24 protein-coding genes are annotated in these 21,752 nt (G+C 40.6%); 13 read left to right on the top strand and 11 right to left on the bottom strand.

Going from position 1 to position 21,752, the window contains the following annotated elements:
- Positions 1-282 precede the first annotated feature (282 nt).
- From NE535_RS01305 to NE535_RS01295, 3 genes are all read right to left on the bottom strand, one after another.
- A complete protein-coding gene (locus NE535_RS01305) occupies positions 283-777 on the bottom strand; it encodes a M48 metallopeptidase family protein (RefSeq protein ID WP_261296947.1) in 495 nt (164 codons plus the stop codon).
- A gap of 236 nt (positions 778-1,013) precedes the next feature.
- Entirely contained in the window at positions 1,014-1,451 is a 438-nt protein-coding gene (locus NE535_RS01300) for a DUF3010 family protein (RefSeq protein ID WP_261296884.1), read from the bottom strand.
- 66 nt (positions 1,452-1,517) lie between these two features.
- Positions 1,518-2,873, bottom strand: a complete 1,356-nt coding sequence (locus NE535_RS01295; protein WP_261296883.1) for a DEAD/DEAH box helicase — start codon at positions 2,871-2,873, stop codon at positions 1,518-1,520.
- Between the two features lie 426 nt (positions 2,874-3,299).
- On the opposite strand from NE535_RS01295, the gene rssA reads away from it, so the two are divergent.
- The 3 genes from rssA (at position 3,300) to nrdG (ending at position 7,079) form a co-directional block, all read left to right on the top strand.
- Positions 3,300-4,265, top strand: coding sequence for a patatin-like phospholipase RssA (gene rssA, locus NE535_RS01290; protein WP_261296882.1), 966 nt, complete (start codon positions 3,300-3,302; stop codon positions 4,263-4,265).
- 223 nt (positions 4,266-4,488) lie between these two features.
- Positions 4,489-6,606, top strand: a complete 2,118-nt coding sequence (gene nrdD / locus NE535_RS01285; RefSeq protein WP_261296881.1) for an anaerobic ribonucleoside-triphosphate reductase — start codon at positions 4,489-4,491, stop codon at positions 6,604-6,606.
- Positions 6,606-7,079 carry an anaerobic ribonucleoside-triphosphate reductase-activating protein gene (gene nrdG / locus NE535_RS01280; protein ID WP_261296880.1) on the top strand — a complete coding sequence of 158 codons (474 nt, stop codon included), beginning with the start codon at positions 6,606-6,608 and terminating at the stop codon, positions 7,077-7,079. The genes nrdD and nrdG overlap by 1 nt, the downstream gene beginning before the upstream one ends.
- A gap of 226 nt (positions 7,080-7,305) precedes the next feature.
- Here nrdG and NE535_RS01275 read toward each other — a convergent pair whose 3' ends face one another.
- Both NE535_RS01275 and NE535_RS01270 read right to left on the bottom strand, forming a co-directional pair.
- Complete coding sequence (locus NE535_RS01275) at positions 7,306-9,114, bottom strand: putative bifunctional diguanylate cyclase/phosphodiesterase (protein ID WP_261296879.1); 1,809 nt, start codon at positions 9,112-9,114, stop codon at positions 7,306-7,308.
- A 179-nt stretch (positions 9,115-9,293) separates the two neighbouring features.
- Positions 9,294-10,538, bottom strand: coding sequence for an NADH:flavin oxidoreductase/NADH oxidase family protein (locus NE535_RS01270; RefSeq protein WP_261296878.1), 1,245 nt, complete (start codon positions 10,536-10,538; stop codon positions 9,294-9,296).
- A 234-nt stretch (positions 10,539-10,772) separates the two neighbouring features.
- Here NE535_RS01270 and NE535_RS01265 point away from each other — a divergent pair, with 234 nt between their 5' ends.
- From NE535_RS01265 to NE535_RS01255, 3 genes are all read left to right on the top strand, one after another.
- Positions 10,773-11,129: a YibL family ribosome-associated protein gene (locus tag NE535_RS01265; RefSeq protein ID WP_261296877.1), complete on the top strand. Its 357-nt coding sequence runs from the start codon at positions 10,773-10,775 to the stop codon at positions 11,127-11,129.
- A 132-nt stretch (positions 11,130-11,261) separates the two neighbouring features.
- Positions 11,262-11,876 (top strand): GTP cyclohydrolase II, encoded by a 615-nt coding sequence (gene ribA, locus NE535_RS01260; protein WP_261296876.1) that lies wholly within the window; start codon positions 11,262-11,264, stop codon positions 11,874-11,876.
- On the top strand, positions 11,860-12,750 hold the full coding sequence (locus NE535_RS01255; protein WP_261296875.1) for a hypothetical protein: 891 nt from the start codon (positions 11,860-11,862) through the stop codon (positions 12,748-12,750). The genes ribA and NE535_RS01255 overlap by 17 nt, the downstream gene beginning before the upstream one ends.
- A 425-nt stretch (positions 12,751-13,175) precedes the next feature.
- Here the strand turns inward: NE535_RS01255 and NE535_RS01250 are convergent, their stop codons facing one another.
- The 6 genes from NE535_RS01250 to suhB all read right to left on the bottom strand — a co-directional run bounded on the left by NE535_RS01250 (position 13,176) and on the right by suhB (position 16,542).
- On the bottom strand, positions 13,176-13,553 hold the full coding sequence (locus NE535_RS01250) for a VF530 family protein (protein ID WP_261296874.1): 378 nt from the start codon (positions 13,551-13,553) through the stop codon (positions 13,176-13,178).
- A gap of 77 nt (positions 13,554-13,630) precedes the next feature.
- Complete coding sequence (locus tag NE535_RS01245) at positions 13,631-13,972, bottom strand: replication protein RepA (protein WP_261296873.1); 342 nt, start codon at positions 13,970-13,972, stop codon at positions 13,631-13,633.
- Entirely contained in the window at positions 13,959-14,627 is a 669-nt protein-coding gene (locus NE535_RS01240; protein WP_261296872.1) for an AAA family ATPase, read from the bottom strand. The genes NE535_RS01245 and NE535_RS01240 overlap by 14 nt, the downstream gene beginning before the upstream one ends.
- 140 nt (positions 14,628-14,767) lie before the next feature.
- Positions 14,768-15,070 carry a PilZ domain-containing protein gene (locus NE535_RS01235; RefSeq protein WP_261296871.1) on the bottom strand — a complete coding sequence of 101 codons (303 nt, stop codon included), beginning with the start codon at positions 15,068-15,070 and terminating at the stop codon, positions 14,768-14,770.
- A 130-nt stretch (positions 15,071-15,200) separates the two neighbouring features.
- The gene (locus NE535_RS01230; RefSeq protein ID WP_261296870.1) at positions 15,201-15,605 is read right to left on the bottom strand and encodes a phosphate-starvation-inducible protein PsiE; all 405 of its coding nucleotides are present in this window, start codon (positions 15,603-15,605) and stop codon (positions 15,201-15,203) included.
- A 133-nt stretch (positions 15,606-15,738) separates the two neighbouring features.
- Entirely contained in the window at positions 15,739-16,542 is an 804-nt protein-coding gene (suhB, locus tag NE535_RS01225; RefSeq protein ID WP_261296869.1) for an inositol-1-monophosphatase, read from the bottom strand.
- 148 nt (positions 16,543-16,690) lie between these two features.
- Between suhB and trmJ the strand changes: the two genes are divergently transcribed.
- From trmJ to hscB, 7 genes are all read left to right on the top strand, one after another.
- Positions 16,691-17,410, top strand: a complete 720-nt coding sequence (gene trmJ, locus NE535_RS01220; RefSeq protein WP_261296868.1) for a tRNA (cytosine(32)/uridine(32)-2'-O)-methyltransferase TrmJ — start codon at positions 16,691-16,693, stop codon at positions 17,408-17,410.
- A gap of 19 nt (positions 17,411-17,429) precedes the next feature.
- Positions 17,430-18,251, top strand: coding sequence for a serine O-acetyltransferase (gene cysE / locus NE535_RS01215; protein WP_261296867.1), 822 nt, complete (start codon positions 17,430-17,432; stop codon positions 18,249-18,251).
- Positions 18,252-18,531: 280 nt separating this feature from the next.
- Positions 18,532-18,993 carry a Fe-S cluster assembly transcriptional regulator IscR gene (iscR, locus tag NE535_RS01210; RefSeq protein WP_261296866.1) on the top strand — a complete coding sequence of 154 codons (462 nt, stop codon included), beginning with the start codon at positions 18,532-18,534 and terminating at the stop codon, positions 18,991-18,993.
- Positions 18,994-19,090: 97 nt separating this feature from the next.
- Positions 19,091-20,305: an IscS subfamily cysteine desulfurase gene (locus tag NE535_RS01205; protein WP_261296865.1), complete on the top strand. Its 1,215-nt coding sequence runs from the start codon at positions 19,091-19,093 to the stop codon at positions 20,303-20,305.
- Between the two features lie 56 nt (positions 20,306-20,361).
- Positions 20,362-20,745 (top strand): Fe-S cluster assembly scaffold IscU, encoded by a 384-nt coding sequence (iscU, locus tag NE535_RS01200; protein WP_188843104.1) that lies wholly within the window; start codon positions 20,362-20,364, stop codon positions 20,743-20,745.
- 15 nt (positions 20,746-20,760) lie between these two features.
- Entirely contained in the window at positions 20,761-21,084 is a 324-nt protein-coding gene (gene iscA / locus NE535_RS01195) for an iron-sulfur cluster assembly protein IscA (RefSeq protein ID WP_261296864.1), read from the top strand.
- 46 nt (positions 21,085-21,130) lie between these two features.
- Positions 21,131-21,655, top strand: a complete 525-nt coding sequence (gene hscB, locus NE535_RS01190; protein ID WP_261296863.1) for a co-chaperone HscB — start codon at positions 21,131-21,133, stop codon at positions 21,653-21,655.
- Positions 21,656-21,752 lie beyond the last annotated feature (97 nt).

Here is a 21,752-nt window from a genome sequence, read left to right as displayed (position 1 = left end):
GATGTTTGGTGTCTTTATCTTAACGAGCTAATCAGAGAGTGATGGGTTTATGCACTTTGTAAGCGCATTATGACCTTCGTTAACCTGAACTCTGGATAAGAGATTGGCTAAGTTTATGAAATTAAAAAACATATATCTAAGCCATGTATTCTAGAGAGATATTTTTTCTTAGAACAAGGCAAATTTGTGCGTCAATAGCTGGCCTATTGCAAATAAATTTAGCACAGTTATCAGTAAAAAATAGCCTCTAGAAAGCAAGTTGTTATCCAGAGTTCTGGTTAGTTAATAAGGCGATTGGCCAACTTCGTCAGCAACTAACCAGACTCGCATGTCAAATTCAAGTTGGTGGTAATCTGCCAGCATAAAAGTACATAACTGATAAAAAGCTTTGTTATGCTCTTTTTCACGTAAGTGTGCCAGTTCATGCACGACTACCATTTGTAGTAATTCAATAGGCGTGTGCTTTAGGCGAGATGAGATTCGAATTTCATTTTTGGCTTTTACTTTGTTCCCCTGACGTCTATTTACATAGGAATGTAAGCCAAGGGCATGGTGACTTAAGTTAATTTTGTCATCAAAGATGACCTTAGCTAAGGGATCGGATTGACGCATATGTGCATTTTTAATTGCTATCGCCATATCATAAAGTGCTTTGTCTGTGCGAATGTCATGGATTCTAGGGTAGCGCTGTAAAAAATGCTCAGCAAGCTTGTTGTTGTCCACTAATGATTGAATTTGATTAACAATTTCAGGTCTATAGCCCGATAAATAACGCATTGGACTGCGTTCACTTTGCTGCTTTTTAATATCATCACTGGTGATTAGCTGACTCATGTCCATTTTAGGCTTAAGAGATTGGCTAGGTGATTTCAACGGCATTTTGGGTGGGGCTTTAGCGGTTTTTTTAGTGATAGGCATAATCTAAGGCTTCAAACAAATTTTGCGCTAATAACAATGTTTAGCTGTTAATAGCGCACACATCTTCAGTGGTCGATAAGCAGATTGCTGCTTAGTTAGACTTTACCGAAAATTAAACGGTTATGATGTACATAGGCTACCTCAAACGCATTTTGTTGTACCCGTTTTAAGTCTAATGAATCAAAATCTGCTTGCGGTGGATTACGCTTAAGTTGCTCTTTAATCGTGACAGGCGAAATCATCACCACAGGTAATTCAGTTAATTGAATAGCGGCTTCTAATTTAAAGCTAGTAGCACTGCCCGCTAATTTACCTTTTTGTTCACGCTCAATAATGGCAATTTGATCAATTTTGTAATCTTCCATTAGCTTATGAAACGCAAAATGAAAATCACGAATTGACTCCGTTGAGGCTGAATCTGAAACCGCAAAAGACACCTTACGACAACTTGGTACGTTGAAGGTTTCGCCTTCATAACTTAATAAACTGATGATGGCTTCGCCACCTTTTAACTCTACACCACAAACTTTCATGTTAATCCTTACTCTTACACACTATTCAAATGATGACGGGGTTTAACCGTCTCAATCACTTAACTATTAATCTTCACTATCTTTGTTATCTTGTTCAATAATCGGCAGTGGTTTGGCTTTACGGCGCATAGGGGCATCACCCACATCAACACCGGTAATAAATCTTTTATCGCGCTTCGGAGCAGCCTTAGGCTTTTGCTTCGCTTTAGCTGCGGTGGCGGATTTAGCCTTAGGCTTAGCGTTAACGGCTTTAGTACTTGCTTGCTTAGTTAGCCCTGAAAACTTAGCCGGTAAGCCGTCGATGGCGCTAAACTCAAAGTTTTTACGTAAAAATGACTGTACTTGTAAAAAACTTTGCCAATCTTTAGGGCCTACAAGAGAAACTGCGACGCCTTTTGCGCCAGCACGGCCAGTGCGGCCAATGCGGTGCACATATTCTTCGGCAAATTTTGGCATGTCAAAGTTAACCACTAATGACACGTTAATTAAATCTAAACCACGAGATGCGACATCGGTCGTAACCAGAATTTGCTGCTGACCTCTACTGAACTGATCCATAATTTGGTTACGTGCCGATTGCTTTAATTCACCGCTTAAAGCCGATGTTGAAAAACCTTGTTCAGCAAGTAAAGAAGCTAAGCGCTCGGTATCCGCTCTGGTTGCAGTGAACACAATTGTTTGCTTGTTTTCAGGCTGCTTCAATAGGTGGCTTAGTAAAGCCTGTTTGTGATCTAAGTGATCAGCAAACAGCATTTTTTGCTCAATGTCTTTATGTTCGGCATAACTTGCGCCAATGGCAACATGACTTGGGTTATTCAAAAGCGTTGTGGCAATGTCATTGATACTTTGATGATCTAACGTGGCTGAAAACATTAATGTCTGACGACGTTTATGGTCAGCAGCATCATTGATGGCTTTCAATTGCGGCGCAAAACCTAGGTCTAGCATGCGATCAGCTTCATCAAGGATCAGTAATTCTAAGCCATTTAAAAATAAATGCCGTTGTTGTAGATGGTCAGCAATTCGTCCCGGTGTGGCCACAATAAAATGCGGTTCACGTGCTAGGCCTTTAGCTTGGTCATTAAAATTTTCACCGCCGAGTACACTCATGGCTTTGTACTGAGTGTTAGCCACCAGTAACCTAAGCTGGCCATATACTTGCTGTGCAAGTTCACGCGTAGGCAACAAAATGAGTACCCGAGGGTCTTTTTTCGACAGCGCTCTGGTCGAAATGATCCGCTGCATTGCTGGCAATAAAAATGCTAAGGTTTTCCCCGAGCCAGTTTTCGATGACGCCATCAAATCTTTACCCGCAAGGGCAATAGGTAAGGCTTGTTCTTGGATCTCTGTGGGGGTAGTGATACCCATGTGCTTCAAACTGTCTAACAAGCGTTTATCAAGCGAAAAATCAGAAAACTGCAAAGGTGGATCCCCTAAAAAATAATAGCCCGACATTATAGCTGTATATACTGGCTATAGCCAATAACAGCTTGCTTGTTTATGCTATGAATTGATTTGAAAAGCAGAGTTCTAGTCAATTGGGAGTGGAATGACTTTTTATGGCGAGGATTGCCGGTGATAACAAAAAACGGCGCTGGGCGTTTATTTAAGATTTAATTCACTTTTAAGATTGATATTAAGGTTATCTCTCATTTGCGCGAATTGTTTCAAACATGGTTTAAGTTAGCGTTTTTCCATGCGTTTTAACATAAGCGCTGATAATTGTCAGGTCGATTGAGTGAACCATAATCAATCGTTTGAGCATTATTATACAAGATGTTGGAATTCAGATGTTTGATAATAAAATCCTACATTTAAGCTAACGTCATCCCAAAGGAATTTAAATACATGGTAGCGATTCATCATTCACCCAAAACAAAGCCAAGAGTAGGGCTTGCCTTAGGAAGTGGTGCTGCGAAAGGCTGGGCACATATTGGCGTGCTAGAAGGGCTGGCTGAACTGGGCGTTTATCCTGACAAAGTTGCTGGTTGTTCTGTTGGCGCACTTGTTGGTGCTGCATATGCTAATGATAACCTAGCGGAATTAAAAAATTGGGTATGTGGCTTTTCAAGTTGGGACATTATTAGTTTAATGGATATCAGTTGGCGAAAAGGCGGTTTAATTAGCGGGGAAAAAGTATTTGATGTGATGTCTGCACGCATTGGTGCTATCGATATCGAAAGTTTAGCCAAACCTTTTGCTGCAGTTGCCACCGATTTGTATACTGGCCAAGAAATTTGGTTTAGGCAAGGTCCATTAAGGCATGCAGTTCGGGCCTCCTGTTCAATGCCAGGATTTTTACCTCCAGTTCAGCAAGCTGGCAGATGGTTGGTGGATGGCGCTGTGGTAAACCCTGTGCCGGTGTCTTTGTGCAGGGCACTTGACGTTGATATTGTGATTGCGGTCGATTTGAACGGTTATCGGCGCACCCAGCTACAGATATTGCCGCAGCAAATTAATAGTGAAAAATCGCCAGTGGTTGAAAAATCAGTGGCTCAAACTGAACAACAAGAATCTGGATTTATGGATTTGCTGGGGAAGGGCAAAGATTATATAGCCAGTCTAACCGACAAGTTTGCAATGGGCAGTAAGTCTCACCCCGGGATGTTGGCAGTGATGTCTCAATCTATGGATATTTTAGAGCAAAGACATAAACGGGCGCGGCTGATGGGTGACCCGCCAGATATTTGTATTATTCCAGACGTGACAGATATAGGTACGATGGAATTTCACCGCGCCGAAGAAGCCATTGCAGCGGGCAGAAAAGCAGTTGAAGATATCGCGCATTTAATCAATGCATCGATTAAAAATTAATTTATCATCCGTGTAATAGTCAGTTTTACTTCAGCGGTCAAGTGGCAAAACTATGATCGCTGGAGTGAGTCGCACAAATTTATCTTGCTTTCCTTTAGCGTAAATAATGATGATCCAGATCAATGCGCCTGATGATTAGTTAGCGCTTAATACACAACATATAGTGTTATGTGTGTTTTTTATGTCGATATGTAGTTTATGCGGCGCTAAAGGAGAATAAATCATGTTGGTTGTTATTAAACGGGACGGTTGCCGTACAGTATTTGATGCAAGTCGAATTGAAGCAGCTGTTATCGCAGCAATGGACTCTGCAGGGCAATCAGACAGCGATTATGCACATACTTTAGCCGCGGTAGTCGAAAAGCAGTTTATAGGACAGGCGGAAGTGGATATTCATCAACTGCAAGATGCGGTTGAAAATATCTTAATGTCTGGCCCGTTTAAATCTGTTGCCCGTCATTATATTGAATATCGTCATGACCGTGATGTCAGTCGCGAAACCAAAAGTAAGCTAAATCGCGAGATACGAGGTTTAGTTGAACAAAGCGATAGCAGCCTTCTGAATGAAAATGCCAATAAAGACGCTAAGGTTATTCCGACGCAGCGTGATTTACTTGCAGGCATTGTGGCAAAACATTATGCCAAAACACATCTATTGCCAAAAGATGTGGTCATTGCCCATGAACGCGGTGAGTTACATTACCATGACTTAGACTACGCGCCATTTTTCCCGATGTTTAATTGCATGCTCATTGATCTAGCGGGCATGCTGACTGAAGGCTTTAAAATGGGTAATGCTGAAATCGAAACCCCAAAATCGATTTCAACGGCGACAGCCGTAACTGCTCAAATTATTGCCCAGGTAGCTAGCCATATTTACGGCGGCACGACCATTAATCGCATTGATGAAGTCTTAGCTCCTTTTGTTCAGAAAAGTTATCAAAAACATCTACTAATAGGTAAAAAATGGTGTATTGATGACGCCGAAGCCTTTGCTTCTGCACAAACTGAAAAAGAATGTCATGATGCATTTCAATCGCTTGAATATGAAGTCAACACCTTGCACACGGCTAATGGTCAAACGCCTTTTGTTACTTTTGGCTTTGGTCTCGGGGTCAGTTGGGAGTCGCGCTTAATTCAGCAATCTATCTTAACTGTGCGGATGGCCGGCTTAGGTAAAAATCGTAAAACGGCGGTATTTCCCAAATTAGTTTTTGCCATTAAAAATGGCGTAAACCATAAAGCTGCTGATGTAAATTATGATATTAAACGCCAAGCGCTAGCCTGTGCCAGTATGCGCATGTACCCTGACATTTTGAATTATGAACAAGTTGAAAAAGTGACGGGTTCCTTTAAAACCCCTATGGGGTGTCGTTCCTTTTTAGGCACATATGAACAAGATGGTGAACTTGTACATGAAGGACGCAACAATTTAGGTGTGGTAAGTGTAAACCTGCCGCGCATCGCAATAGAAGCCAAAGGCGATGAAAGCCAGTTTTATGCTCTGCTGGAAAAACGATTAGTGGTTGCTAAAAGCGCTTTAGATACACGTATTGCCCGCTTAGTAGGGGTGAAAGCCCGTGTTGCACCGATTTTGTATATGGAAGGCGCTTGTGGTGTTCGCTTAAAGGCGGATGATGATATCAGTGAAATCTTCAAACACGGCCGCTCATCTATTTCATTAGGCTATATTGGCTTGCACGAAACCATTAATGCGCTTTATGGCACTGAAACTCATGTATTCGATGATGAACTTTTACGTGAAAAAGCGATCGCGATTGTGGCGTTTTTAAAACAAAAAACCGAACTATGGAAGCAAGAGTCTGGCTACGGCTTTAGTCTGTACAGTACCCCGAGTGAAAACCTATGTAGCCGTTTCTGTAATTTAGATGCTAAAGAGTTCGGGCTGATAAAAGGGGTAACCGATAAAGGCTACTACACCAATAGTTTCCATTTAGATGTTGAAAAGAAAGTGAATCCGTTTGATAAAATTGATTTTGAACAACCTTATCCTGAAATAACCAATGGCGGGTTTATCTGCTACGGTGAATATCCAAATATGCAACATAACATTGATGCTCTTGAAGATGTTTGGGACTACAGTTATAGCCGTGTGCCTTATTACGGCACTAACACCCCTATTGATGAATGTTATGATTGCGGATTTTTAGGGGAATTTAATTGTACCAGTAAAGGCTTTGTTTGCCCCAAATGTGGTAACCACGAGCCAAGCCGAGTTTCCGTAACTCGCCGTGTGTGTGGATATCTTGGCAGTCCAGATGCGAGACCGTTTAACTATGGTAAGCAGGAAGAGGTTAAACGTCGGGTGAAACACATCTAATGTTTTATAGCGCTTATCACAGTATTGATGTTGTTAACGGCGAGGGCACACGATGTACCTTGTTCGTTAGCGGCTGCAATCATGCTTGCAAGGGCTGTTATAACCAGTCTACCTGGCGTGTAGATGCGGGTTATCAATTTACCCAGCAGTTAGAAGACAAGATTATTGCTGATTTAAATGATACTCGCATTCGTCGCCGAGGTTTATCGCTAAGTGGTGGCGATCCTCTCCATCCTGCCAATGTTTCAGCCGTGCTGCAATTGATTCATCGAGTCAAAAAAGAGTGTATCGGAAAAGACATTTGGTTATGGACAGGTTATCAAATGGACGAGTTATCTGTAGAACAAGCTGCGATAGTGGCCTTGGTTGATGTCTTGATTGATGGCAAGTTTGAACAGGCCTTGGCTGACCCGTCATTGAAGTGGCGGGGCAGCGCAAATCAAATTATTCATACTATAAGCAAGTCACTTTGAAGCGATTTCATTTATCTTTGAGTGTGCAAAATACAGGGTGAGATCGCGAATGCTTTTCGCTCAATTAGTGGAAGTTTATTAATCGAATATCAACTGCATGGACGCAGTGTTAAGCCATCATGGGTGATTTCACGGCGTTTCGTTTAATAAACTTTCACGAGTTGTATAGAATACAATCACTCATGCGGTAGCCCTGGTGCAAAATACTATTGCTAGTTGCTAGTTGCTAGTTGCTAGTTGCTAGTTGCTGTATAAGTTTGTTTTCAAACTCTTCAGCCGACAGCGGTTTCGCAAATAAATAGCCTTGATATTCATCACAGCCTTCTTGCTGTAATAACTGGCGTTGCGCATCTGTTTCAACGCCTTCTGCCACTATCTTCATTCCTAGATTATGACCCAATTGAATAATGGTTCTTACGATCATATGGTCATTTTGTTTTTCGACACAATGATCGATAAAGCTTTTATCAATTTTTAAAATATCCAGAGGCAAACGCCCAATTTGGCTCAAAGATGAATAAGCGGTGCCAAAATCATCAAGTGATAAACGAACGCCAATCTTTTTGAGTTTTGATAACACGGCGATATTAAGTGCTGGATTATCCATTATCCAGCTTTCAGTTTGTTCAATTTCAAGGCATTCAGCAGGGCACTTAAGGTCAGTTAATATTGATAATACATCATGACTAAAACTGGTTTGTTGTAGCTGTACCGAGGAAACATTCACTGCAATACAACGAAAATCATATTGTTCTCGCCACAGCATCAATTGGTGGCAGGCCGTTGACATCACCCATAATCCAATTTCAATAATACTGTTACTTTCTTCTGCGATATTAATAAACTCAGCAGGGTTGATTAAGCCATATTTAGGATGGCGCCAGCGAATTAAAGCTTCAGCAGAATTAAATTTCCCTGTGGCTAAACAGACTTTAGGTTGATAAAGCAGAAACAGTTCATTATTGCTAATAGCTTGCTTTAAATCATTTTCTAACTCGTGTCGTTTAACCAGTTCTTCCATTAGTTGATTATCATAAAATGAAAAGCTGTTTTTGCCTGCATACTTTGCGCGATACATCGCCATATCCGCATTGCTGCATAATATTTCTATCTCACTGGCATCGATTGGGTAAGCAGCAATACCAATGCTGGCTGTGACAGTGTAGTGTTTATTCAATAACGTGTAAGGTTGCTGGCAAAGAGTTAACACTTTTTGTGCAAGCGCTTCTGCCTTTGATTGCAATAATTCAGGCGGCTCATCTAATATAAAGGCGAACTCATCACCACCAATTCGATAAGCATAACAATGACGGCTAACCAATTTCGCTAAGCGATCAGCCACCATACGTAATACTTGGTCGCCGTAAATATGCCCTAGTTGATCATTAATCTTTTTGAAGCCATCTAAGTCGACAATTAATAATGCAAAGTGGTGTTGCGCCTCATCTAATGTCGCTTGAGTCTTTAACTCTGACATGTGCTCCATGAATTTTTTGCGGTTTGGTAACCTGGTTAAGTAATCAGTGTAACTTTCAAAACGAAAATGATGCATTTGTTGTAGTGATTTTTGCTGAAAATACACCATAACGGTGGCAAAACTTGTTATCACCACTAATTCGATAATGTCTTCGATAACATCACTTAATTCATGGGCATCAATCGAGGGGAAATAGGCAGATGTAAGCAATAAGCTAATAGTAATCGGGTAAAAACTGCCTGGGTGAACGGTTAAATAGATAAATGGCAGAAGGATATATAACTCTTCAATTTCTTCTAAATCAAGTGGGTAGTACAAGCCGATAAAAAGTAACAGTACAAAAGATAGGCTACTCAAACTATTCTTAATACGGCTATGACTTACTAGAAATGCCGCAACGGCAAAAGCTAAACTCACGGCATAAGCTATTTTAGCCTCGATAACCTGTGGTAAAGACAAAAGAAGGTAGGTTGATAAACTGATAATGAAAACGAATATCACTTTTCCAAAATCTTCAGCATCCCATTGATGTAAATTAAAGAGTCTAGTTATTGACAATATTGGCTCCATTATTCATTTAAATATTATTTAATACTCATAATATTAGTATATTACACACACTATCGTTTTTAGTGTTATCTTCATAAATCAGTCCAATGGCTATTTCAAACACGATAAAGCTAATCACTCGTTTTGCATCCAATGGCTTGCAAGTTGCGGATGCTTGTTATCTCGCATTAACGACATTCACTCTTTTCCGTTAACTGACGACGATAGACTTTGGTTCTGCGGCGGTTTTTTATTTGCTCGATGAGTAAACTCAAAAATGGTGAGTCGGTTAGTTTAGGCTTTTGCCCTTGACTCATGCGTCTTAGTTGCCTTTTGATAATGGCCATCGTCGCCAGTGCTGCTAAGGTTTTGTTTGACCAATTAATCGCCGGAATGTTAAGCCTAAATTCTGGTGTCTTATACCACACATTAATGATATCTGGTTTGTATGCTAGCGTTGTAGCTAAGCCACATAAACTAAACCCCGTATTAATGACTTTTTGAGCAATGCCAAATTTTTGAATGCCGCCAGTTAACATTAAAGGTATAGGCGAGCGCTGGACTAATTTTTCAGTAAAACTTAAAAAGTAGGCTTCACGAGCGAGAGAGCGTTCATCTGCACTACGGCCTTGCATCGCAGGAGCTTCATAACTTCCACCTGATAATTCGACCAAATTAACATTATGCTCGGCTAACCAATTAATCACTTGCTCAGCATCATCTATATCGAAGCCGCCACGTTGAAAATCGGCTGAATTGAGTTTGACTGCTACATCAAAATCATCGCCGCAGGTTTTTCTGACTTGTTTAATGACTGCTATTAATAATCGTGAACGATTGGCTAAACTTCCTCCCCATTGGTCATTGCGTTGGTTAGTTAAAGGTGACAGAAATTGCGCCAATAAATACCCATGGGCGGCATGGATTTCGACACCATCAAATCCTGCTTGTTTAGCTTTAAAAGCACTTTGTCCGAAGCGATAAATGATGTCTTCGATTTCCTCATCAATCATCGCTTTTGGGATAGAAAATAAATTTGAGTGCTTACCAAGGTTGAGCGCAATAGCTGAAGGTGCAAGATTTTTACCTCCCATTGCTTTGAACACTTGTCGCCCTGGATGATTTAGCTGCATCCAAACTTTAGTGTTGTTACTTTTGGCTATTTTTGCCCATTTTTTAAAAGGCGCTAACGGGGTGGTTTGTTCTAGTGCGACACCACCGGGTCCGGTCATCGCCCATTTATCAATCATCACATTACCTGTAATGATAAGACCCACACCACCATCAGCCCACTGTTGGTAAAGTTTGAAGAGCTTTTCGTCGGGTAACTGTTGGGCATTAGCGAGGTTCTCTTCCATTGCCGCTTTTACAAATCGATTTTTAATTTTCGTGTTAGGACTGACCTGAAACTCGCTAAAAAGAGATTGCGGCATGTTGGGGGGCGCTTATTTATAGTGGAATAAAATCAGCATATCGCTAAAGGCAACCTCAATACCTGCTGAAGTGGTATTTATTCTATTGCTATTATGCACAAACCTTTGATTGATGTTCGCAAATTAGCTCACTTTGGGTATATAATTCCCACCTTAAATTGCGATCTGGTTTCATATTGAATAGTGTCTATTTAATCCGCATGGCAATTGTCTGATTAGTTTAAAGGTAAAGTAATGAATTTAAAGCAAGAACTGCAAACACTGAATGATAAGCTTGATAAATTTCGTCGCAAATTAGCGGCGGCTGAGCAGCGTGGCGACGCAGTTGTCATTCTGCAGTTCAAAAAAGAAATCACCGCAATGACTAAACGTATTGCTAACGTTAAAGGTCAACAAACTCGTGAGCTAAATAAAGCGGGTGGGGAAGTTAAAAACTTACCTTTCAAGCGTGAACTCACTAAAGCCGAACAGGCTGATATGGGTAAGTTGAAAAAGTCAGTTAAAGGATTAGTTGTTGTGCACCCAATGACCGCATTAGGTCGCGAAATGGGTATTCAAACTGTAACGGGTTTTGCTCCGAGTAAGTTTTAATACCAATTCAAATTTTTAGTGTAGTTGGTTACTTTCGAGTAACCGACGACCATTCTAAGGCAATTTAGTCTCTGGAAATACGGTCTCATATTATAGAGCTCAGGGAATGAGTATTGTCGTAAGGTCTATTTCATGTCGATAAAATATATCGCCACTTCTCAATTACCTACCCCTTGGGGTGTTTTTGCTATGCACGGTTTTGAAGATACAGAAACCGGCAAAGAGCATGTAGCATTAACGTTTGGCGAATTAAATGCAGACGATGCTATTTTAGGTCGTATCCACTCAGAATGTTTAACCGGTGATGCTTTATTCAGTTTACGCTGTGATTGTGGTTTTCAATTGCAGACGGCCATGCAAAATATTGCCGAATTAGGGCAAGGGTTTATCTTATACTTACGTCAAGAAGGTCGTGGTATTGGATTACTCAATAAAATTCGAGCTTATGAGTTGCAAGATGCTGGTGCTAATACGGTTGAGGCTAACGAACGCTTAGGTTTTAAAGCTGATATGCGCCAATACGATATGATTAAGCCCATGCTCGAACAAATTAACGTCACTCGTGTTCGTTTGATGACCAATAACCCTCGAAAAGTGAAAGCCATGCAACAAGAGGGAATTGAGGTTGTTGATAGAGTTCCATTGCAAGTGGGTAAAAATCGTTACAATGAAGCTTACTTGAAAACCAAGTCAACAGAGCTTGGCCATATGATGTCTGAGTACCATTTTAATGACGAGCAAAGCTAACGTTTTTATAAACGCCATAGCTCGACATTTTCAAGTGGCCTTACCTAAAGCCATAGCCTTTGCTATGGCTTTTTGCTGCAGCTTACCTGCCTTTTCTGAAGTGAGTAAACTCGCGCCTGATGCTTCTCACTATGCCTTTGCCAATTATCTTGGCAGCGGCATCTATCGCACATCTGGTCAAAGTGCCGCTGTGGTGAATGTGCCATTAGCATTTACGCTTGATGAAGCCGATGATCATTTAGTGAAATTACGCCTGCCGGTCTCATTAGGTTTTTTTGACTACACATTTAATGATTTACCTGGTGGTGATTTACCCGACAATGTCGGTACTATGACTATCACTCCAGGGATAGAATATCATTGGTTTGTTGATGAAAAGCTGACCATAGAAAGCTACATAGATTTAGGTTACGGCTATAATTTTTCGAACGAAAGTAATGTGGGTATTTTTTCTACAGGTGTATCTTCGATTTATAAAATTGATAATCAAACCTATAGCCCAATTTGGGTTAATAGAATCTACTATGCAGGTTATCGTAGTAGCCTGAATAATCGTGCTGAGAGTTATTCAGTTTTGAAAAGTGGATTCGACTTTGGCTTGGGCACTAAGTGGCAATGGCAAGATAAAGAAGTCGAGCCCAGATTATTTGTTGGAGCACATTGGTATTTTGATAAAATAAAATTCGTTAATCCGACGGGAAAAGATGTGCTGACAAGCCACTCTTATGAAGTAGGGGCAACGTTTAAGTTTTCTAGACCTATAGGTTATGATGTTTTTGGTTGGGATGGATTGAAATTTGATCGTTTGGGGTTAAGTTACCAGGCAGGAGGTGGCTTACAAGTTTGGCGACTTATTTTCGAATTTCCGTTGTAATGGGTTCCTTTATAAACAGAGTTTCTACTAAACAATTTATTTTTGCTCAGTGAATTAATCTTAATGTCTGTTTATAGTAAAGTTTGGCACTTTTTCGGATAAACGGATTAGGGCGAGCACATTTCGGTGTCAAAACTTGCTAGCCTTTTAATCAAATTAACATCCTGGCGCTTCACTCACATCAGACCAAAGTGGCAAAACACACGTTTTTCTGCAAAAGAAGTCCTTTGGCCCCCGCATTGCCCTAGACTAAAAATGCTGAAAAGTGCATGTTTTCGATGGGGTTCGATCTCGGATTACACTTTATATGCAGTCTGCTTCACCCATTTTCGCCTAATACAAAAACATCCTAACGCTTCCGATTGGCCGTATCTGGCCCAACGAAAGCTAGCGTATCATCCATGCTAAGTCCACGGTAATGGGGCTTAACTTTTTCCCCATATCTGCGAATTGATAGGACTTGTGTCTGATGATGTGTTTGCATCAATAGCCTTCATGCTTGTAGTGAGGGGGCGCTTTTTTGTTGCAGTCGAAGATTGTGTTCTCGATTTTTTTGCCTGCTCATCACGGTCTGGCCTGATTGGTAAAGGCAGTTTATTGCTCTTTAAATATAAGTATTCGACTTTGTCTCTGGCCCATTGTGTTTTGCGTAAAAACGTTAGGCTTGATTTAATACTTGGGTTGTCTTTAAAACACCGGATATTAATTCTTAGGGCTAAATCTTCCCAGCCATATTTATCCACTAAATAGGTAATAATAGTTTCCAATTTAATGCCATGAAGTGGATTGTTTTGCTGGGTCATAATAATTGTGTAGCCGTATGAAATAATAGTCTGTTGTAATTATACCTAAAAAGGTGGGGTAAAGTGAGCGTGTATTACTACTTTAAGCGCTTTTGTTGATTGCTGGCGGATAAGTGGTAAAAGTCATCAATTAATATCCGTAATAATTTGGATTTAGCCATTCCAGCATTTTTGGATAACTCATCTAATTGACTGATACTTTTTTCCGTAAGGGTAAAAGTCGCATGACGATATATTTTGACGCTTTTTTTATCGAGCCCTTTCAAAAAGGCCTGAGTTGATTGTTGCGCAGGGGAGTCATCACCCACCACAGTTTTTTTGCCAAAAGCATAGTTATTGGCATCTTCAATAAAGTCATCAACCGAAACTGATTTTTTATGCAGCTTTGGTTTTTTACGCTTAAGGTCAGTTAAACTCATAACTATTTTCTGGTGGTATTGCGAATAATTCATCAGCAATCGCTCTAATTTCAAGAGCGGCTTTGCCATCAGGTTCGATTTCTAAAACCGAAGATCCACTTTCTTCACTGTCATCATAAATGTTACGACTGAAGGTAACAGAGTTAAGCGCGCGAAGGTTGAAAGATTCAACGACTTCTTTAGCTTCTAAAATACGCTTGAATTGGGAGGGTAAAGCAGGGCACTGCGTAATCACAATGGTGGCAACCATTTTGGGATTGACCATTTTACAAGTACTGAGCATATCTTCCATATGCGGTAATGTTTTTAGGTCGCGACGCTTCGGTCTTAATGGAATGACAACATAGGTGGCAACCGACATTGCTGCTCGCATTGCTAGGTTGTCTTGGCCGCCACAATCAACAATGACGTAATCAAACCTTTCATCTAGGCTCAGTAAATCATTACGAATTTTGCCATATAGCTGAATACAGTTGATGGGAGCTAGATTTGGGTCATTGTTTCGTGCCTGGATCCAGTCTGATGTTGTGCGCTGTGGATCACAATCAACCATCAACACATTAGCATTGAATTTTTGAGTAATATAAACGGCAAGGTTTTGCGCTAAGCAACTTTTTCCGCTGCCGCCTTTTTCACCGCCTACGAGCAGTATCATACTCTTCTCCCTTTACTGTTCAAATTCAATATGCCAAAGCGATAAGTTTAACTTGTTAAAATGAGTATAGGCCATATTTTGATTCTGGCTAATTACAGACGCCACTTTGGTTCAACAAAGTGTTTATTCTCCGTAAATCATTACAGTAATTGCAATGCAATATGGTAGCTTTGGTCATTACTTTTAGTGCAACGACAAACTTGTCCTTTAATTGTATTTTGTTTATCGGTCCCCTCGTTAAACGTCATAGCTACTAATTCACCTACTTCAAAAGCCTTACAGTAATCAAATAATACACCTTTACGCGCTAGGTCTATGCACACGGCTGCGTCATCATGACTTTCACCTGTTTTACTGATCCAGTGTAACTTGACTCTTTCTGCTTCCATGTCGACACGCAGTGATGTGCGCTTTTCTTCAAAACCTGTTGGCTCTTGGTCCATTTTAACTCTCCATATGGGACACGATACTTTAGTTTTAGCATATTGGCTTTTTTAAGCAATACCAAATGCTTATTTAAAGCAAAAACGCCAAACAAAATGTTTGGCGTTTTTAGTTAGCTTATTTTTAAGATTAGCTGTCGTAGTCTTGGTTTTTTGGATATGGCATTTTTAATTGTCCCCATCTAATAACGATTACCGTAGTAGCAAGTACGATGGTAGAAAATGAAATGGCTAAAATACGCCAATCGTCCATGCCTTTCATATCTAAAATGAGATATCGAGCTAATGCCACAATCGCGATATAGAGTGGCATGCGGATGGGTAATTTACCTGATTCTATGTAATTAACTACCATCGCCAAAACTTCGAGGTAAATGAATAGTAATAACAGATCTGCAAGTTCGACGGTTCTAATGGCGAACATATGTAAAATTTCTTCGCCAATAGCAAAAATAGTCGCTAAAGCGATGATGAAAAGGACTAAGTATTCAATCGACTTTAATGATTGGATACTGGCATGTTTAACTCTATGCATAATGGCTCTAATATTTGTGAGTAAGTCAACATTATTAAGGAAAGTGAGCAATTTGCCCAGCGATCTAAATCACAGACATAAAAAAACCGCTAAATAAGTTAGCGGTTTTTATTTAGTTAATAATACGAAGCGATTAGCGCTTTAAACCTTCATTTAATAAAGGGCGCATGATTTTAACTAATTGAGATGTCACTTTTGGCGTTCCAGCAACAATGTTACCTGAGACTAGGTAATTGTGACCGCCAGTAAAATCAGTAACTGTACCGCCGGCTTCACGACAAATTAAGTCTCCAGCAGCTATGTCCCAAGGCTTTAAACCGATTTCGAAGAAACCATCTAAGCGGCCAGCAGCTACGTAGGCTAAATCTAATGCTGCAGAACCGGCGCGACGTAAATCAGCACATTGTGGGAAAACTTCAGCTAAGATTTTCATGTAAGTTTCAGTGTGCTGACGAGCTTTAAATGGAAATCCAGTACCAATCATGGTGCTGTCTAATTCATTTACGCTAGTCACGCGCATGCGGAAATCGTTAACTTTTGCGCCTTTACCGCGGACAGCTGAAAATAGCTCTTCACGGACAGGATCGTAAATTACAGCGATTTCAGTCACACCTTTATGTTGTAAGGCAATTGAAACCGCGAAATGAGGAATACCACGTACGAAGTTGTTGGTACCATCCAAAGGATCGACTATCCATACATAATCTTTATTCTGTCCACGGTTTTCACCGTCTTCTTCACCCACGATCGTGTGATCTGGGTATGACTTACGAATTTGATATGTGATAGTTGCTTCTGCTTCCTTGTCTACACTCGTAACAAAGTCATTAATTCCTTTGGTACTTACCTCAACACGGTCGAGTTCAGTATAGGCGCGCATAATTGTTTGGCCAGCAGCGCGCGCAGCGCGTGTGGCAATAGTCATCATCGGATGCATAGCAATCCCCTGGATTTTAAAGAACGAGTAAAATAGCGGCAGCATTATACCCTATTCAATAGTTATATCAAATGCAGATTTTCATATAACGGTATAAACGGAGCTTGTGTTAACATGCATTCAATATTTTTTGAACGAAAGTAATGTCATGCTAAGTAATATTCGTGTTGTGCTTGTTGGCACGTCTCACCCTGGAAATATCGGCTCAACTGCACGCGCGATGAAAACCATGGGCTTGTCTAATTTATACCTCGCAGAACCAAGAGTTGAACCTGATGGGCAATCAATTGCATTGGCTGCAGGTGCATCTGATATTTTAAAAAATCTTACTACGGTTAACTCATTAGAAGAAGCGATTGCTGATTGTAGTTTAGTGATCGCAACTAGTGCACGTAGTCGTACATTAGATTGGCCGATGCTTGACCCTCGCCAGGCGGGTGAAAAGTTATCGCTTGAAAGTATCAAAGGGCCAGTTGCAATTGTTTTTGGCCGTGAGAATCATGGTTTAAGTAATGAAGAACTGCAAAAGTGTACTTATCATGTGGCCATTCCTGCTAATCCAGAATATAGCTCACTTAATTTAGCTCAAGCAGTGCAAATTATTTGTTATGAAACCCGGGTAGCGCATTTAGCCTTGGGTGAGCAACCTGCACCAGAGGAAGAGTATCCTCTAGCAGAAGATTTAGAGCGTTTCTTTGTTCATTTAGAATCGACATTATCAGAAACAGGCTTTGTGATTAAAAATCACCCCGGTAACGTCATGATAAAACTACGCCGCTTATTCAGTCGTGCGCGCGTTGAAGCACAAGAGATGAATATATTACGCGGTATCTTAACCTCGATAGACAAAAAAATAGACAAAAAATAGTGGTGAGTAGGGAGTTCACATGGGCGTGAGATCGAGATTAAAAGAAGACATTGAATCTATCTATCACCGTGATCCTGCGGCAAATAGTACAATTGAAATTTTACTTAATTATCCTGGTATGCATGCCATTTGGTTGCATCGTATCAGCCATAAATTTTGGCGAGGAAATTGGCGTTTAACTGCTCGATGTTTGTCTACATTCTCCCGCTGGTTAACGGGTGTTGAAATTCATCCGGGAGCCACTATTGGCAGGCGTTTCTTTATCGACCATGGTATGGGTGTGGTAATTGGTGAGACAGCTGAAATTGGCGATGATTGCACCTTATATCATTCAGTTACTTTAGGTGGTACGACTTGGCAAGCTGGCAAACGGCATCCTACGCTAGGTAACAATGTGGTGATTGGTGCTGGCGCCAAAATACTTGGGCCAATTACTATGCATGATGGTGCTCGTGTTGGCTCAAACTCGGTGGTGGTTAAAGATGTTGAGGCCGACCACACAGTTGTTGGTATTCCTGGTCGAGTTGTGGCTACCCCAAGCAAGCAATCCAAAGAGAAAGTTGAGCGTCGCACCGAAATGGCCAAAAAGTATGGCTTTGATGCTTATGCCGTTTCACCTGATAATCCCGATCCGGTAGCAAATGCTATTGGGCAGATGCTTGATCATATGCATTTAATGGACTCAAAGGTGCAAGAGTTATGTCAAGCTATTCAAACAATGGGAGGCGAGGTCTGTACAGATAAATTACCTGAGTTAAATGTAGATGATTTTAATGAAGCAGAACAAGCCGCGGCAAAAAAGCGTCAACTCGAAATCACTGAGTTTGATCCAAGCATTTAAGCGCTTAGCTTTGGTTAGCTGGCTTTATCAATATCCAGGTTTCAGTGTTTAGATCAATACCTAAATACTATTCAGATCATAAATTCATGCTAAATAGGGGAATTATTCCCTTATTTACATTGAATTTTAAGCCATAAAAAGGTTAAATACGTCAGCTAAATTTATGCTGTTTTAGACGTTCTTTATACCAATACTTGACTTATTTAGTAGGATTAATACTTGACTAAAATACTCGGGTATGTTGAAATTGCTCCATACTTTTGAGGAGCAGTAACAGGTTATGAAACTTACATCAAAAGGCCGCTATGCAGTTACAGCAATGTTGGATGTTGCTATACATTCTGCCTCAGGGCCAGTGCCTTTAGCTGATATATCAGAAAGACAGGGCATATCGCTGTCTTACCTTGAACAACTCTTCGCAAAATTACGCAAACATGGTTTGGTGTCCAGTGTACGAGGACCCGGTGGCGGATATCGTTTAGGTTTAGAGGCCAATGACATTTCAGTGGGCATGGTTGTCCATGCAGTTGATGAGTCAGTTGATGCCACTCGCTGCCAGGGACAAGGTAACTGCCAAAGTGGTACGCGTTGTTTAACCCATTCGTTATGGGGCGATTTAAGTAAACAAATTTCAGAGTTTTTAAATGGTATTTCACTTGCTGGTTTGATGAACAAAAGGGATGTGCAATTTATCTCTTTAAAGCAAGATGAAATGCAGAAGGAACATCGTGTTAGTTTATAAGCTTAGGTTTATAAATTAAATGATGTTGATTTAAATATAATTATTATTTGTACGTTGTATGTAGCCTCAGCTGAGACTGCTAAGTACGGAGTGTGTTATGAAGCTTCCTATCTATCTAGATTATGCCGCAACAACCCCTGTAGATCCGCGTGTCGCAGAGAAAATGGTTCAACATATGACTATGGACGGAGTGTTTGGTAATCCAGCATCTCGTTCACATCGTTATGGTTGGCAAGCTGAAGAGGCAATTGATATTGCCCGTAATCAAGTTGCTGACTTGATTAACGCTGATCACCGTGAAATTGTTTTTACTTCAGGTGCAACAGAATCATCAAACCTTGCTATTAAAGGTATTGCTCATTTCTACCACAAGAAAGGCAAGCACATCATTACCAGCAAAACTGAACATAAAGCCACGTTAGATACGTGTCGTCAGTTAGAACGTGAAGGTTATGAAGTGACTTATTTAGAACCGGATGCCAATGGTATTATCCCTGTTTCTCGCCTTGAAGCGGCAATGCGCGACGATACGATCCTTGTCAGCATTATGCATGTGAATAACGAAATTGGCGTAGTGCAAGATATCAACAGCATCGGCGAGTTATGTCGCGCTAAAGGTATTTTCTTCCATATGGATGCTGCACAAAGTGCAGGTAAATTGCCATTGGACGTACAAGAAACCAAAGTAGATTTGATTTCTATTTCTGCTCATAAAATGTATGGGCCTAAAGGTATTGGTGCATTATATGTGCGTCGTAAACCACGTATCCGTCTTGAATCTCAAATGCACGGTGGTGGTCATGAACGTGGCATGCGCAGTGGTACATTAGCGACGCATCAGATTGTTGGCCTAGGTGAAGCAGCTGCTATCGCTAAGCAAGATATGCAACAAGATGGAGCACGTATTCGTCGTTTACGCGACAAACTTTGGGCCGGCATCAATCACATTGAAGAAACCTATATCAATGGTGATGCTGAACAAGGTTATTGTGGCATTTTTAACGTGAGTTTCAACTTTGTTGAAGGCGAGTCGTTAATGATGGCATTGAAAGATTTAGCCGTATCATCAGGTTCAGCTTGTACCTCTGCCAGTTTAGAGCCTAGCTATGTGCTTCGTGCATTAGGTTTAAACGATGAAATGGCACACAGTTCAATTCGTTTTTCAATTGGTCGTTTTACTACCGATGAAGAAATTGAGCATGCAATTAAAGTAATCACTGAATCAATCGACAAATTACGTGAGATGTCACCACTTTGGGAAATGTTCAAAGATGGTATCGACTTGAACCAAGTTCAATGGGCACATCATTAATGGGCATAGCCCATTAACACCTATTTGTTAACAGACAGAGATTTTGGAGCAGTATCATGGCTTATAGCGAAAAAGTAATCGATCATTATGAAAATCCACGTAACGTTGGATCTTTCGATAAGAATGACCCGTCAGTAGTGACGGGTATGGTTGGGGCACCAGCATGTGGCGACGTAATGAAGCTGCAACTTAAAATTGGTGCTAACGGCATTATTGAAGATGCTAAATTCAAAACCTATGGTTGTGGTAGTGCGATTGCATCTAGCTCATTGGTTACTGAGTGGGTTAAAGGTAAAACAGTTGAAGAAGCTGCTAGCATTAAAAACGCTGACATTGCTGAAGAACTTGCATTACCACCGGTAAAAATTCATTGCTCTATTTTAGCTGAAGATGCTATCAAAGCGGCAATTGAAGAGTACAAGTCCAAACAATCTAAGTAATCCCTGGAGTTAAAGATGGCAATTTCAATGACCCCAGCAGCGGCTGACAGAGTAAGATCTTTTCTTGCAAATCGTGGAAAAGGTCTTGGTTTACGCCTTGGGTTGAGAACATCTGGCTGTTCAGGAATGGCTTACGTGCTTGAGTTTGTAGATGACTTGAATGACGATGATGAGCTATACACCATTGATGGTGTGAATATCATCATTGATGCTAAAAGTTTTATTTACTTACAAGGTATCGAGTTAGATTTTATTAAAGAAGGCCTAAATGAAGGTTTTCAGTTTAATAACCCTAACGCCAAAGGTGAATGTGGTTGCGGTGAAAGCTTCACCGTGTAACTCACCCATCACTGTGTTTTAAACATGTAAGTATGAATGTTATTGAATGAATTACTTCGAATTGTTTGACCTCGTTCCAGCCTTCGATATTGACACCGCCAACCTTGCAGAACGCTATCGCGATCTGCAACGGGCGGTGCACCCCGATAAATTTGCTCATGCTTCAGAGCAGCAAAAATTATTATCTGTTCAACGTACAGCCCAAGTTAACGACGGCTATCAAACCCTCAAAAGTCCATTACGACGCGCGGAGCACATGCTTTCATTGCGCGGCATCGATCTTAGTCATGAAACCACCACCATTAGAGATAGCGGTTTTTTGATGCAGCAAATGGAATGGCGGGAAATGTTAGAAGACATTAATGATGCCGCCGAACCTCAAGATGCTGTCGATGCACTGTATGATTCCTTTGCTAGTTATGAAAAATCATTATTTACCCTTTTGAGTCAATTGCTCATTACAGCTGCTGAAGATGATAATAAGCAAGCGGCAGATCAAATTCGTAAGTTAAAGTTTATGGCAAAATTAAACGATGAACTTGCTCGTATCGAAGATGCACTACTTGACTAATTTAAGGTAGAATTCAGCCTTAGAATTAAGTCTTGATTAATCTACTTCGTCTCCGTATTTTTTGATAAGCCTAAAGGCTTATCTACAACAAAGTTGG

It is taken from the genome of Shewanella holmiensis, assembly GCF_025370255.1.
Classification (GTDB): domain Bacteria; phylum Pseudomonadota; class Gammaproteobacteria; order Enterobacterales; family Shewanellaceae; genus Shewanella; species Shewanella holmiensis.
Note: the sequence above shows the minus strand (reverse complement) of the source record. Positions and strands in the feature narration are given on the sequence as shown.